This is a genomic window from Levilactobacillus parabrevis ATCC 53295 (assembly GCF_001434055.1).
In the GTDB taxonomy this organism is placed as follows: Bacteria; Bacillota; Bacilli; order Lactobacillales; family Lactobacillaceae; genus Levilactobacillus; species Levilactobacillus parabrevis.
Map to the genome: position 1 here is coordinate 67,146 of NZ_AZCZ01000006.1, position 14,665 is coordinate 81,810.

The following is a 14,665-nucleotide window of genomic DNA, read 5'->3' on the forward strand; positions in this document are numbered from 1 at the left end:
CACGCCAGTCATAAGGAGTAAACGCGGATGAAGACGAAACAAGAAAGCATCTTTTCTTCTAAAACCCTGACGTATTTTCTGCAACTCGCAGAAACCATGAATTATACGCAGGCTGCTCAAATATTGGGGATTACCCAACCAGCTTTGACCCAACAGATTAAGAAGTTAGAACGAACGGTGGGGGCACCGCTATTCTATTCAGTCGGGAAAAAGCTCCGGTTGTCAGACGCCGGCTACACGATGTTGGATGCCACGCATAAGATTTATGCCATCCTGAACCAGGCCACGGATGAGATTCAGCAATCCACCAGTGCCACTCAGGGGGAAATCAACATTGGTCTCTTGGCTTCGGTCGAGGACGCTGTCTTTGAAGATTTTGCCATTCTGTCTTACCAAAACAATCCCGAACTTAAGATTTCCTTCCACATGTTAACTCGGAAAGAAATTTGGGAGCGGTTGGAAAATAACAAGATTGACTTGGCGATCATGTACTTGCCCGATGACTCCATTAAGAATTGGAAGCCATACGAGTCCAAGAAGATTATTTCGGATGACCTGTTGTTTATCCATCACGACGAACAATTGGCCAAGAAACACCGGATCAAGTTCAAGGACACCACGGCTAACGTCTGGGCAATGTATCCGGATGGCTACTATCTGAATCAGACGATTCACGAAGCCTACAAGAATCAATTGGCTGATTTCCCTAAGGGGGTCGCCAACTTCACGACGCCAACGCAACTGCTGCATTTCTCAATGCAGACTGGCGCGTCGACGGCGTTGCCTAACTCGTTTATGGTTGGTCAGGATGACCTGCCAGAGACCTGGACGGCACACTTCGATCCTAATATTCGCTTTGATTTGGCCTTTGTTTTTCGCAAGGGCAAAGCGGAGATTCCACGGATCAGCCACTTTCTCGCGCAGTTTGACCGGTACTTGCATGCCGACGATTACATTTCGCGCCTCAAACAATTGCGTAACAAGTAAATTTAAACAAAAAATTTATTGATTAAGGGAGTTTTTTACCAATGAGTAAAGCATTAATTTTCGGTCACCAAAATCCTGATACGGACGCCATTGTGGCTGCCAAGGCTTTTGCCTACTACCAAACGCAGCGCGGTTACGACGTTGAAGCCGTTGCCTTGGGCGAACCTAACATGGAAACCAACTACGTGTTGAACCACTTTGACGAACCAGCACCACGGGTCGTTAAAACGGTTTCAAACGAAGTTGACCAAGTAATGTTGGTGGACCACAACGAAGCCCAACAAAGTGTGAGTGATTTAGACAAGGTTCAAGTCACCTTCGTCGTTGACCATCACCGGATTGCTAACTTCCACACGGACGCTCCCTTGTACTACCGGGCAGAACCAGTGGGTTGTGTCAGCACCATCTTGACTGAAATGTTCGACGAATCTAAGATTGAAATTCCAGCTAAGTTGGCCGGATTGATGCTTTCTGCAATCATCTCCGACACGCTGTTATTACAATCCCCAACGACGACGGACAAGGACCGCGAAGCCGTTCGTGCCTTGGCTGAAATTGCTGACATCGACGTTCAAAGCTACGGTATTGCGATGTTAAAGGCTGGAACTAACTTGGCCGCTAAGAGCGATAAGGAATTGATCGATGGCGATGCCAAGTCCTTCGAAATGAACGGTCACAACGTTCGAATCGGTCAAATCAACACGGTTGACTTAGACGACGTTATCTCCCGTCAAGCTGGCTTGGAAAAGGAAATGAACGCTGAAATTGCTGCTGATGGCTATGACCTATTCATTACCTTGGCAACCAACGTCTTGAACAGCGATTCCGAACTCATCGTTGCCGGTGAACCTAAGGACGTCGTTGAAAAAGCCTTCAATGCTAAACTCGAAAACAACCGTGCCAGCTTACCTGGTGTGGTTTCTCGGAAGAAGCAAGTTGTGCCACCATTGACCGATGCCTTTAACGCTTAATTCGGTGAATTTACAATAAATTGGAACGCTCCGCGAAGAAATTTAATCTTCGCGGAGCGTTTTTGTCGCAACTCTTTGGCAACCCGCATATAATACGGGCCGATGGTAGCCGTCAGGCATATTCCCTGTAAGAGAGAGGGAATTTTGCATGACAAGAAGTGCTTGGTATCGAAAAATCGTGATGGTTGTAGTTACGATTGGTCTTTTTGTCAGCCAAATCGGTGGTGCTGTGGCGTTGTCAGCATCCACAACACCGTTTGGACCTGAAAGGTTTGTCACGAATCATGCGACCTACGCAATTACTACCAAATCGGCTTACTATCAACGGATTTGGCGTTCGGCCATTCGGGCGTGGAACAAGACCGGAGCCTTTACGTTCAAGCTCGCGTCAGCCAAGGCAGCTCAGATTAAGCTGACGACAGCAACGCCCAGTGAATCGCAGCAGTTAGGAAGAGACGTTGGGTTAACGGAGTTTTGGGCCCGGCATAATTATCTGTTTAAGATCAATTCTGAGTTAAACCCAGAACTGTTACACAACTACGGTTATTCCCGATCGGATGACACCCACGTTGCCGAACACGAGCTGGGACACGCTATGGGGCTCGCTCACAACCCATCAAAGCACAGCGTGATGTACTACGAGAATCGGTCGGTCGGTATTCAACAAGTTGATATCAATGGCGTCAAGGAACGTTACCAAACACCGGCTGGGCAGGCAAGTTAGCCAATACAAAGCAGAATAGAAGATAAGCGTCGGCTCATTGTTGAGTCGGCGCTTTTTAGATTGGCCGCTAAATAGCTAAACGGGTGAGGCAGCAATTCAGGTGAAGAGACAGGTTACCTAATCATGCATTCATCATGACCCACATTGATCATACTTAGGCAAATTAATTGCCTTTTAGCCAAAGAGTCGTAAACTGGAAATAAGTAAATAGTTGTGCACAATTGATTGGAGGAATCTCAATGAAACAGGAAGACTCTCAGGCAGATTTAAAGGCGCGCTTGACGACCGAAGAATATGCGGTTACCCAGAACGCCGCAACGGAACCCGCGTTCACCGGCAAATACGATGCTTTCTATGAACCTGGCATTTATGTGGACGTTGTCAGTGGTCAGCCTTTGTTCAGTTCGACCGACAAGTACGATGCAGGTTGCGGCTGGCCCTCATTTACCAAGCCAATCGATACCGAAAACGTTAAGGAAAATACCGATCATTCGTTTGGGATGGTGCGGCAGGAAGTTCGCAGTAGTGATGCCCAGTCCCATCTCGGCCACGTCTTCAACGATGGACCACAGGAAGCGGGGGGCTTGCGCTACTGTATTAACTCGGCAGCCCTCAAGTTTATCCCGGCCGATCAACTCGAAAAGAATGGCTACCACGACTTTCAACAACTATTCCCAGATCAAAAATAAGGAGGCACGCTCATGGCACAAACAGATACAGCAATTTTTGCAGGCGGTTGCTTCTGGTGCATGGTTCAACCATTCGACACCCAACCAGGCATTCAGTCGGTCGTCTCCGGTTACACCGGCGGCCATACCGTGAATCCCACGTACGCCGAGGTTGCCAGCCATACCACTGGTCACACAGAAGCTGTAAAAATTACGTTTGACCCAACTGTGATCAGCTACGCGGAGCTAGTCGACATCTACTGGCGGCAAACGGACCCAACCGATGCCAGTGGCCAGTTTCAGGACCGCGGCGACAGTTATCGACCCGTTATCTTCATCAATAGTCCCACACAGCGCCAGGCAGCGACAGCATCTAAGGAAAAACTCGCAGCCAGCGGTCAATTTGACGAGCCAATCGTGACCAGTATCGAAGATGCCCAACCATTTTATCCCGCTGAAGACGAGCATCAAGATTTCTACCGCAAGAATCCATTTCGCTACCAGATTGAAGAAATGGGCGGCCGTCAGGCGTTTATCGCGAAAAATTGGCAAGACTAACTGTCCGGTTATGCGTTACAATTAGTTTAAGGACGGTGATTAGCATATGGGTTACGTTTTGAAGCTACGCGAATTGATTGGGCCACGACCGTTAATTGTGGTCGGTGCCGCAGCGGTCGTGCTCAGGCAGCAGCAACTCTTACTGGTCAAACGCACGGATAATTTACTTTGGGGCTTACCAGCAGGTTCTAAGGAACTAGCCGAAGATTTGCAAACAACGGCGATTCGCGAGTTACGTGAAGAAACTGGTTTGCTAGGTCGGCAGCCCAAACTTTTGACAGTCGTCAGTGGTACCGGCATGCAATACACGTATCCCAACGGTGATCAGATTGATTCAGTCACGACAGTTTATCAACTGTCGGCAACTGGTGAGCTGCGAGCAGATCAAGACGAGACCAGCGCAGCCAAGTTTTTCCCATTAGCAAAGTTACCAGCAACGTTAACGCCAATTACAAAACGCATTTTAAATGACTTACGAAGCACACAAAAATTATAGATCAGAAGTAAAGGTGAAATCCAGGAAAGTTGGAGAGAGCCTTTATTTTTAGCTTTTAGGTCTACTTTCGATAATATATATTATGTAAAGTAGAATAGATTATCGATTTAGCCACGAGAAACGGCCGTGCCCCTTCCTTTGGATACGTTGTTATTTTTTTGCAACACTACTTATGGACTACTTGCTTTACTAATTAAAGATGTTAGCCAGCTTTTACTGACGACACATGCGCGTCCACCAATTACGCTGCTCAGCAAATTCTTCGAGTAACGGCTAATCAAACTATCCCGCAAACTTACCGACCACAATCATCCGTCTGCAACCAAACCATTTTAATTCCTGTTAAGTGTTGTCGTCACAACTGCATAAACCTATTCACTGGTTAAGACCAGCTCAAACTGACAATTTACAGGCGGATTCTCCGTTAGTTTCGTGGTCAGGTCTCCATCTAAAGTCTGAACGTGTGCTTAGAATCAACGTTCAAAATCACGTGATGTCGGTAAATTCCGATAACACTTGGCATGGCGTCAATGCTGTTGGTTCCTAAGCTAAAAATCCAGATAAACACGATTTACCATTCGGCAATCAGACTGTAATTACTGTCTGACTCGGTGATGGCAGTTACGGATCTAATTAGCCAGCTAGATGATTTTAAAAGGTCTAACGGATACCATGCAGCAAGTATTAACGTGAACCTCAGCTTTTTCTCCTGACTAACTTATAATTAGGCACATGTGACGACCTTGATGGGCCTAAAACGTTGTTACCACAGTGATTGAGCTTACGATGATTGCTGAATTCATACGATATGTTTAGCATATAATTACTAACTTAAGCGTTCAACAAACGCTGACATATCAGTGTTTAACGGCTCTTTGTAAGCTTTGGAAGTACTTATAAAGTAATATACGCATCAACGTAAGCTATAGCTCAAATACTGCTCAGAAAGCCTATAATAACAGGCCTCACAAGCATTTCTAATCCGAACATGCTAACCAGCTCTCAGGTCATGCCGGTACCGTTCAAGCTACTACTTTCATTAAAACAAATATTTTAAAGATAGTAGTAACTAGAATTAAGGCGGGGGGGACTTGCTAATTTGGTCAGTCACCGGTATCATATAAAATATGAGAACATACGTTTGGAGGCCACCTCTATGGAGAAGCAACATTACTTAAAATTAATTAACGAAGAATTGGCCACCGCGCCCTGGTACGTCCAGGAATACTATCAGGCCAAAGCGACCGTTCCCCTGTCCCCAGCCACCCTTTATCAGTATCTAACCGAGTACCGGCGCTTCTTCAACTGGCTGATCAGTGAAGGCTTAACGCCGGCCAGCCGCCCCGCTGACATCGATATTCAGGTTCTGGCTACTTTAAAGAAAGAAACCGTTGAGCTATACAAGTCCGCCCTGCTGAACCAAACCAAGCTCACAGGCGCCCCTGGCAGTCGCACTCATCCCACCATCAATCGCTCGTTAAACGCCCTCTCGTCGCTCTTCAAATACCTGACGGAAGATACCGAAGACGAGCATGGTGAGGCCTACTTCGACCGTAACGTGATGCACAAGATTGCCCTAGTCCGAACCAGTGAGACCTACGCGACCCGGGCAGCCAACTTGAAGACCAAGCTCATGCTGGGCAATACGGATCATGATTACCTGGCCTTTATCGACGAAAAATACGAAGGCCTGTTGTCACCGGCTAAGAAACGGTACTTTCACCGGGATAAACAGCGGGATTTAGCCATCAACGCCCTCCTGTTGGGCAGCGGTTTGCGGGTCTCAGAAGCCGCCAATGCTGACCTGCGCCATCTGAACCTGAAGACCGGCACAATAGGTGTAGTCCGCAAGGGTGGTCAACGGGATACAGTCCCCATCGCCCCGTGGACATTGCCCTACATTCAAGACTACGTCGAGCACCGAACGGCGATCTATCACGCCACCGGTAGTGACCGCGCCCTGTTTCTCAGTAGTTATCGCGGTCAAGCCTCGCGCATGCAAGCCAACTCCATGGAAAAAATGGTAGCCAAATACTCCTCGGCATTCAAGGTCCGCATCACGCCGCATAAGCTCCGCCACACGTTAGCCTCAAAACTCTACCTCGCCACCAAAAATGAACAACTCGTGGCCACCCAGTTGGGACAGAACTCAACCAGTGCGACTGGACTGTATACCCATATCATTGATGAGGAACAGCGGCATGGGCTGGAGAAAATGTAAAATGATTCAGCTGTAAGCGTAAACCAAGTGAAAACCCTACCGTTGCAATGACAAATAGCCTCGCACAAGCTAACAATCCTCAAACTGTAAGCTTATGCGAGGCTATTTATTGCGCATGAAACCAACTAATTCCCGCCTATCAGAGCTAGAACAGTTTAGAGAGAAGCAACCTTTATTCCCCAAAAATCAATGTCAAACTAGTAGACAGTTGTTGGAGCTCATCACGGGATGGCAAGTCATCTGCCTGCAAATAATAAGTTATCAGGCCTAACATGGTACTTCCAATCACAGCAGTTTCTAACTCTGACGCTGGGCGCTTAAGAAAGACGCGAAATTGCTCACTAAAAGTACGCTGAGCGCCGGTCAATAGCTGCATTTTCGTTTCCGGAATCGTCATCAAAGCATTGATTGGCCTGCGCCAATTCACCATTAATTCCTGAAGTTCCACCTCTAATTTCATCACTGCATGGCTTAACGGAATCTCTTGCTTCAGTAGCGTGACTCTCTTTTGTAGCGTTTCATCTAACCACAGCAGAATATTCTGCAAGATAACGTCAGTCAGGGCAAATTTGTCTTGGTAGTGGGCATAAAAAGTTTTTCGATTGATCATTGCACGGGTGGCTATATCCTTAACAGTGACGTTATCAAACCCTTTTTCAATTACCAGATCGATGAACGCTGAAGAAATTATTTTATCAGTTTTTTGAATTCTCAAATCGGTCATGGTGATTCCCCCTCTATTACCACTTTTTGTGTTTTTGTAACCCTACACCCCACAAACTTAGAATTTGTCCATTTAAAACACAGAGACACTCAACCTGACCATTCTTTTAAATGCAAAATACATTTATGCTACTCATAGATTCAAGAGGAGGTAATTAAAATGCTTAATGTATTCAAGCGGAAGAATATTTGGCTAGGCATGTTGGCAGCAATTATCATCATTGGACTATTCGCCTTCGCACAAGTCGGGGCAAGAAGTACCGTTAAGCTTCATCACCTTCCACTGGCTCTGGTCGTCAATGACCAGGGGAAGGATACCAAGAACGTTGTCAAGACTTTGCAAAATGAGAGTCACAGAAAGAATGCCGAAATCAAATGGGTAAAGGTTAAGCGTACCAGTAGCCTAACTAAAGGGTTTGCCGAGAGAAAATACTACGGTGCTGTCGTCATTAATTCCGGGTTTACCCAAGCCATTAATCAGCAGACCCGTTATTTAAAAGGCAAAGTTATCACTAAGAAACTAGATGTTCTAGCAGCCAAGACACCAGCGTTAACTGAAACGCAACCATTCCAACAACAAAAGGTAGTCGCAGGTTCTTTGACTAGCAAATTACCTGAACAAGCAAAAATTTCTCTGTATGTCAGTCAAGGAAGTAATGTGACCGCTGCAAACGTCTTAATGACGGCATTACCTGAGATGACCAATCGATTAAATCAGAAGATCACTAATCAGTATAACCGTATCGCTACTAAGTCCGGCTTAACTTTGACGTCACGGGAATGGTCAAGTCTTCAGACGCCAATAAACGCCACGATGACGAAGCGTAATTCCGTTTCAACCAAAGAGATCAGTGGGATGGCGCCATTCTTGATAACCATTTTTTGCTGGCTTGGAAGCCTCATTTTCAGCCTTCTAAATTGGCGCGACCACAGCAAAAATGAAATGAACCGCAGCGATGGCCGGCTATCCATCACCAGTGTTACAAGCCAATTGATCTCCGGAATAGCAATTGCAACGGTAATCGCTGTCTCCATTTACTTCTTCATCAAAGTTTGCTACTCGGTTCCCGTTCACGATCCACAGAACTTCCTCTTATTGATGGGATTCATTGCGTTTGTCTTCTATGCCTTGCAGTCAGCCGTTCTCGATTTACTGGGCCTAAAAGGGTGGCCTCTGCTGCTCGTCATTTGGATTGGGTCGATGGGTGTAATCACATTTATTCCACAAATGCTGAGTCCTTTTTACCACAACTACGTTTACGACATCACACCCATCCGCTTTGCCAACGACCTCATCACAAATCAAATGTATATTCGGGATGCTTCCATAACTGGATCATCCATGATGGCCCTGCTTTACCTTGGCCTAGCTTCAGTTGCCGTCATGTATGGATCAACGCTGATTAGAAGGGCAAAAAAGACTGCCTAGCCTCTGCAGCGATTACAGTTATTATGCTTCCCCTCTAATGAGAGTGACGAAAATAGCCAATTCGCCTTGGTGAACCCACCATCGGTCTACATCAGATTAGGCCGTGAGTGCCCACAAAATTCACCTTCCCACTATATAATTATTTTTAACCACCTTCAAACATTTGATTGCAAAGGGAGCTGCTTAGAGCAATCCTCATACAAACACTGAAGAATCTTCAGCTTCTCCGTTCCTAACAGTATGGTATCGTTAAAACTATTTAACCTAAAAATGGTCAGTCCATATTGAGGCCGACCATTTTGACATATCTTTCTATAGCAACACGACGACCTTACCAAGCCCATCACTAGTCGCCAGATACTCATGAGCGGCTCGCGTTTCAGCTAGCGTAAAGACGTGCTCTGGGGTCACCTCAACCTGGTGCTCTGCGATGAAATCGAATAAGGTCTGGATACGTTTGGCATCAACGCTACCCGAATAGAATCCCGTTAGGTAACGATTGTTGGGGATGTCCGTGATGGGATCAAAACCATCAAGCGTCCAGACGCCACCGAGCTCCCCGGTCGCGCTGACGATGCCCCATTCGGCCGTGTGCTGCAGGGAATCCCGCACGGCTGAGGGTCCCATCAAATCCACAACCTTGTCGAATTCACCCGCCTCTGCCGGTAAGACGTTGGCGTCGGGCGTGTGCAGGACCGTATCAATTCCCAGCTGCTTCAAAGCACCATCTTTACGCGTCGAGCGCGAGGTTCCCGTGACTGTCAGCTTCAAGCCGGATGCTTTCATTAATTTCAGCACCGCAACGCCCACGCCACTGGTGGCGGCGCGGATCAACACGCGGTCACCCGCCTGCAAGCGCAAACTCTGATAGATACCAAATGCCGTATAAAAGGTTTCGGGCACTGCCGCCAGTTGGGGCCAGTCCAGCTTAGTCGCAATTGGATAAACCTGACTGTTAGGCAGCAGAACATATTCGGCATAGCTGCCATCGAAGGCCCGACCCATTTCGCCCATTAAGGAAACCACGGTTTGGCCAAGGTGAAATTGATCCGGTGCGCTGGTTTCATCAACCGTGCCAACAACTTCAATCCCTAATATGCGGGGAAACTGCACGGAAGGTGACTTGCCCTCCCGCGTAAAAATTTCCGAATGATTGATGCCAAATCCCCGAACCTTAACCCGTGTCCAACCCGGTCGAACCGCGGGAGTTGGGACCTCCGTATATGCCAAAACTTCTGGCCCACCTGGCCGATTAACGACTACCGCATGCATGATGTGATCTTCCCTTCATTTTGCAAAAACTAAACTGATTCGTATTCATCATACCATTGATTAATCAGTCAGCTGGTAACTTGCCTCAACCAATTTTCCCAAGGTCTCTCTGGATGGCACCTGACTGATATCCAGGGTAATCCAGTGTTGCTTCGTGAAATGCTGTCCCGGCAGGATATAAGGCATCGTGTTAACCAGCTCATCAATCCTGCCAGGATCACACTTCAAATCAAGGTACAAGCTGCCCTTTTTCTCGTAGGCCAACCCAAATATTTTCTTGCTAGCCGCGTGTCGTAGCGCGTCAAAGACAATCCGATTGCGGCGGCCCGGGGCGTTAAACGGCTCATCAACACTAACTTTTTTGCCCGCGCTGCTGAATGCAATGAGGGCTTCTTTTGTCATTTCCATAGGTATGACTCTCCTTCACTAACGCAAATAATTTTAGTAGTTGGTTCTCGTAAGAATCAGGCGTAACCGAGATAAGATAACCTATTTACTTCCCAGTAAAAATTTAATCAATACCCGATTCACCTGCACATTGTCATGTAGTTTACTATGCTGGGCATTGGGACCGACAATTTTACGTTCCTGGTAAGACTTGGCACGGCCGGCAACCAGGTACCGTAAGGATTGAGACGATGCATTACTGACGGAACCATCCGAGTGCGAGCCGTCATCCTTGTCGCCGTAAATGTTAAGCACCGCCGTTTGCCGCGGGTAAGTCTGCCGGAGCGGTAACAGGGCACGATACTCGGGCTGCATGCTAGTTGGCTTGCCGTTGGGTTGGAGCTTCATCCGGTTGGGCTCATCATTCATACCCAGAATTCCGTTAAAATGACCGGCAATGTCGACTTGCTTCTGTAGCTTGGGCATTTTGGCTGAATTGCCCAACAAGCCATACATAATGGCCATATTCCCCATTGAATGACCAACCACGTCATACTTTTTGATGTGATACTGGTGTTGAAGCTTCACAACCGTTCCCCGGGCCCAGCGTCCCCACTGCTGCGGACTGCTATTCCGGCTGTCTTGAAAGTCGACTTCTACAACGGGGTGATAATCAGCTTCGTGGAAACGACCAGTCAACGTGACCTTGCCCTGTTTCGAAACGGTTGCCCGCATAATGGTCTTCGTTAGACCGGCGTTGACGAGCGCGTGCGCCATCTGTTCCTCAGCGTGGTAACTACTGCCCCAACCGTGAAAGAACAGCGTGGGTTCGTATTTACTAGCATTAGGTAAGTCCGACGCGGCTTGGTGCTTACTAACTCCGCAGGCTGACACCCCAACGAGCAGAACGCCGATTCCCAAGACTAACAGTAATCTTCTTCTCAACATAACATTTCTCCCCCCCATATTTGGCGCCTTGATTTGATAGAACCAGTATAGCCCTTCATGTGGACTCTAACGCAAGAGATCGCTAAAATAGCTTAATTATTTCAGCTTTCAAGTAATTAAGCGAAAATGGTGAGTTTAATATTCTCGGCATATTGACTTGATTCATCTATCAGACTACTGTTAAGGGAAACTTAACGAATGAAATTCACATTCGGGTAACGCTCTAAATAGTTCGGGGTATTTTTTCAGCAGCCCCTAAAAGAGCTGGTATCCTTCGAAATTGAGGGATGCCAGCTCTTTTGCGAGATTACCGGACGACAAAAAAGCTCACAATAAACGGTGAGCCCTGATTCATTAAGCTTTAAGCATTGTCACAAACCGGTGATTCCAAATACCCTCGTAGAAGGCAATGGTTTGTTCAGCCGTCATAAATTGATTATCTACAGTAGTCGTTAACCCTGGGGTCATTTGGAGATCGTAGCCAATTCCGTGGGCCACCTTGGTCGTCGTATCGACACAGTACTCAGTTTGCGCGCCACAAATCTCCAATGACTCAGCGGCAAAGCTCGTTAATACGCGTCGTAAATTAGTGTGATAAAAAGCATTCGCATGGTTCTTGGTAACTAAGGGGTCCGAATCGCGATGGTCCAATCCTGAAATTAACTCCCAGTCGTGGGTTCCTTGAACTAAATCTTCATCCGTGTGTTGGACAAAAACAATGGGCTTCTTGGCTTTACGGTACGCTGCAATCCGCGCGTTAATCCCCGCAAGTGCTTGGGGCATATTCGCAGCCGGCTTGTCACCGTAACAAACACCATTTTGAAGATCAATCGCTAATAAAACATCTGCCATGTGTTGCTGGTCTCCTTTAGAATCATTCAACTTAACTTTTATCACACGCCATTCAAGGCTTATCTGAAAGGGATGATTGCAATAACTAACATCACCCGCATTTGTTAAAATATGGTAAAAAGTAGAAGGAACACCTCTCAAATCACGTTTTGAACTTTCAACAAGTAATGGCGACATTGACTAGCCGTTTTAACGGTACTCCCACCAAAATTCTGCCAAGAACGTGACTTAACTCCTAATTGTTTAAATGTCCCATTTAAGAACACCTTGCGGATGGCATTGCCACAAAATAGTTTTAAATACCAAGTTGGTGAGGTCGATGTGGTTAAAACCTGCACACGCTTTAATTGCGACATGTTTCCCCGAATCCCCCGTTTACCCGCAAAGTAAAATAGATTGCGCTTAAATACCATATCAACGAACCCCTTCACAATCGCCGGGACATCATTCCACCAGACCGGGCAAATAAAAATGAGTCGTTCGCAATGTCGCAGTTGCGCTTCGTAGCTTTTAACCAGTGGATCCAATGTTTTCCCCTGACGGTATAAATTATATTCACTGGCCGTATATTGCCCATTAAACTGATCTGCGTATAGATCCAAGACATCAAAGGACACCCCCTCCTGAGTCAATCGGTCTGCCACAGCCAACAATATCGCATGATTTAAACTAGTCTCTTGTGGATGAGCGTACACAATTAAAGTATTCGTCATTAGAAAATCCTCCCCATCAGCTCTACTGTTTACTTATCATTTTTTACATAACAATTTTTTCTAAAGCAACGTGATAAACGCTGCTCTAGCTTTCTTCTTGACGCAAAATAATCAGACTGCTTTCTACACAAAAAGATTGTCAGTAACATCACACCCATAAACGGCATGGCAATCCGGTACGGCCGAATAAAGGCTTGCGTGAGTTATCGTCTTGTTTCTCGTCTAATTACCGCTACTTCCGTTGTCAAAAGCCGATTGTTGCCATCGACCTGTTTGGTTACCGCTTGACTTACTCGTTGCTAAACCATCCATTTAACCCTATGAGCTTTAGATTCCAATGTAGCAGACTATTCTTTTGCATCTTCGTGGAATTCACCTTCCCGATCAGTGTACATACCCGCAGTGGCGAACAGTAAAATAAAAATTGCTGCGACTAAAAATGTATCCGTATACGCCGTTGTTAGATTAGTGTTTTTGGAATTTCTAAGAATCGTTGTATAACTGATTACTCTTCGTTCTAGATCAATATCATAAAGACCCGTTTGGATTTGATTTAAGCCAGTCACAAGTTTATCACTCTTTTTCAGTCCAGCTAATAAGGCCATCTGGCCGTCTAATAATTGTTGCTGACCGACTAACAATGACTTGGTATTAGGAGAAAGCAATTCAATTTGAGACTTAAATTGTGATTCGGTTTGAACTGCAGGACTTAATCCAATTTTAGATACGGCAATTAGCATCGTTAGTAACTGTTCTTTCTTCATATTAGCCGGTGTTTCTGATTGCTGAGACAAAAGCTTTAAATCATTTTCATAAGTGCATAGCTGTTCTGCTCCATTCGAGTTGCTTTTTATTAATTCAAACAACAACTGATACTGCGTGTCTTGCGTATCAGCGATTGCCGTACTCATCTTTTTCTGACCTAAAATCAATTGTTCCATAGAATCCTGATATTGTTTACTGGCACGGCCATAAGAACATTTGATTGTCTGCGTGCCGTTATACACCTTCTTTAAATTACTATTTTGCGGTTGAACAATAGAATACCGTCTGTTTTGATTCTTTTTCAAATCCGCCTTTAGTGTCACTTGCCAGTTATTATCTGTCTCGGAATTCAGTGCATGATTCAAATCTGTTTTCATCGTTGTTGAAAATGGTTCTGGTATTGCCAAGCGTGCAATTTCATTATTAGAATCTTTTCTAATAGCGTCTTTAGCCAAGTTGGTTGTGTGCGTCATGGTTCCTACCAGTAGGGCAATGCCCAGACACGTACCTAATTGTCTGCTTGCATTAACAATTCCAGAGGCCATTCCCGCCTTATCTTGAGATACAAATTGAACAGCTGAAACAATGGATAAGCACCCTAACCCAAACCCCAATCCTAAAATAATCATCATAGAAACCATTGAGATCCAAGATGTAGACTGATTTAGCCGAGTGAGCATCAGTAAACTAATTCCCATCAAGACAATGCCAGAAGTAATAAGCGGCTTGTATCCTACCTTCTTTTGTAATTTGGTTCCTAAAGGCATTGCTATCATTACCGTAATGGACATAAACATAATAATGTAGGAAGCTTTTAGGGCTGTATATTCACGCACGGTTTCCAAATAAAAGTTAAAAATCAAGGACGAACAAATAATCGCGAAGCCACAGACAAAATAGACTAAACTTGAGGCAGTAAACGTGACTTCGAGTGTTTAAATAATTATGTGT

Annotated in this window: 14 protein-coding genes and 1 pseudogene; 8 read left to right on the plus strand and 7 right to left on the minus strand. The window is 45.8% G+C overall.

The features are described 5' to 3' along the window. Positions 1-27: 27 nt before the first annotated feature. The 7 genes from FD07_RS02800 (at position 28) to xerS (ending at position 6,625) form a co-directional block, all read left to right on the plus strand. The gene (locus FD07_RS02800) at positions 28-987 is read left to right on the plus strand and encodes a LysR family transcriptional regulator (protein ID WP_020088633.1); all 960 of its coding nucleotides are present in this window, start codon (positions 28-30) and stop codon (positions 985-987) included. A 41-nt stretch (positions 988-1,028) separates the two neighbouring features. Continuing rightward, positions 1,029-1,958, plus strand: coding sequence for a manganese-dependent inorganic pyrophosphatase (locus tag FD07_RS02805; protein ID WP_020088632.1), 930 nt, complete (start codon positions 1,029-1,031; stop codon positions 1,956-1,958). Positions 1,959-2,106: 148 nt separating this feature from the next. Next, complete coding sequence (locus FD07_RS02810; RefSeq protein WP_020088631.1) at positions 2,107-2,682, plus strand: matrixin family metalloprotease; 576 nt, start codon at positions 2,107-2,109, stop codon at positions 2,680-2,682. 239 nt (positions 2,683-2,921) lie between these two features. Further along, positions 2,922-3,371 (plus strand): peptide-methionine (R)-S-oxide reductase MsrB, encoded by a 450-nt coding sequence (gene msrB / locus FD07_RS02815; RefSeq protein WP_020088630.1) that lies wholly within the window; start codon positions 2,922-2,924, stop codon positions 3,369-3,371. Positions 3,372-3,383: 12 nt separating this feature from the next. Beyond that, on the plus strand, positions 3,384-3,908 hold the full coding sequence (msrA, locus tag FD07_RS02820) for a peptide-methionine (S)-S-oxide reductase MsrA (protein WP_020088629.1): 525 nt from the start codon (positions 3,384-3,386) through the stop codon (positions 3,906-3,908). 46 nt (positions 3,909-3,954) lie between these two features. Next, positions 3,955-4,404, plus strand: coding sequence for an NUDIX hydrolase (locus FD07_RS02825; protein WP_020088628.1), 450 nt, complete (start codon positions 3,955-3,957; stop codon positions 4,402-4,404). A gap of 1,156 nt (positions 4,405-5,560) precedes the next feature. Next, the gene (xerS, locus tag FD07_RS02830; protein WP_020088627.1) at positions 5,561-6,625 is read left to right on the plus strand and encodes a tyrosine recombinase XerS; all 1,065 of its coding nucleotides are present in this window, start codon (positions 5,561-5,563) and stop codon (positions 6,623-6,625) included. Between the two features lie 172 nt (positions 6,626-6,797). Here the strand turns inward: xerS and FD07_RS02835 are convergent, their stop codons facing one another. Further along, positions 6,798-7,349: a TetR/AcrR family transcriptional regulator gene (locus FD07_RS02835; protein ID WP_020088626.1), complete on the minus strand. Its 552-nt coding sequence runs from the start codon at positions 7,347-7,349 to the stop codon at positions 6,798-6,800. Between the two features lie 159 nt (positions 7,350-7,508). Here FD07_RS02835 and FD07_RS02840 point away from each other — a divergent pair, with 159 nt between their 5' ends. Continuing rightward, the gene (locus tag FD07_RS02840) at positions 7,509-8,777 is read left to right on the plus strand and encodes a YhgE/Pip domain-containing protein (RefSeq protein WP_020088625.1); all 1,269 of its coding nucleotides are present in this window, start codon (positions 7,509-7,511) and stop codon (positions 8,775-8,777) included. A gap of 312 nt (positions 8,778-9,089) precedes the next feature. Here FD07_RS02840 and FD07_RS02845 read toward each other — a convergent pair whose 3' ends face one another. From FD07_RS02845 to FD07_RS02870, 6 genes and pseudogenes are all read right to left on the minus strand, one after another. Beyond that, the gene (locus FD07_RS02845; protein WP_020088624.1) at positions 9,090-10,049 is read right to left on the minus strand and encodes an alcohol dehydrogenase catalytic domain-containing protein; all 960 of its coding nucleotides are present in this window, start codon (positions 10,047-10,049) and stop codon (positions 9,090-9,092) included. A 60-nt stretch (positions 10,050-10,109) separates the two neighbouring features. After that, complete coding sequence (locus tag FD07_RS02850) at positions 10,110-10,457, minus strand: MmcQ/YjbR family DNA-binding protein (RefSeq protein WP_020088623.1); 348 nt, start codon at positions 10,455-10,457, stop codon at positions 10,110-10,112. A gap of 81 nt (positions 10,458-10,538) precedes the next feature. Then, positions 10,539-11,384 (minus strand): alpha/beta hydrolase, encoded by an 846-nt coding sequence (locus tag FD07_RS02855; protein WP_027825904.1) that lies wholly within the window; start codon positions 11,382-11,384, stop codon positions 10,539-10,541. 354 nt (positions 11,385-11,738) lie between these two features. Further along, a complete protein-coding gene (locus tag FD07_RS02860) occupies positions 11,739-12,236 on the minus strand; it encodes a cysteine hydrolase family protein (protein ID WP_020088621.1) in 498 nt (165 codons plus the stop codon). Positions 12,237-12,373: 137 nt separating this feature from the next. Then, positions 12,374-12,949 (minus strand): NAD(P)H-dependent oxidoreductase, encoded by a 576-nt coding sequence (locus FD07_RS02865; protein ID WP_020088620.1) that lies wholly within the window; start codon positions 12,947-12,949, stop codon positions 12,374-12,376. Between the two features lie 347 nt (positions 12,950-13,296). Further along, a pseudogene (locus FD07_RS02870) lies at positions 13,297-14,607 on the minus strand (MFS transporter); the annotation flags it as partial. Positions 14,608-14,665 lie beyond the last annotated feature (58 nt).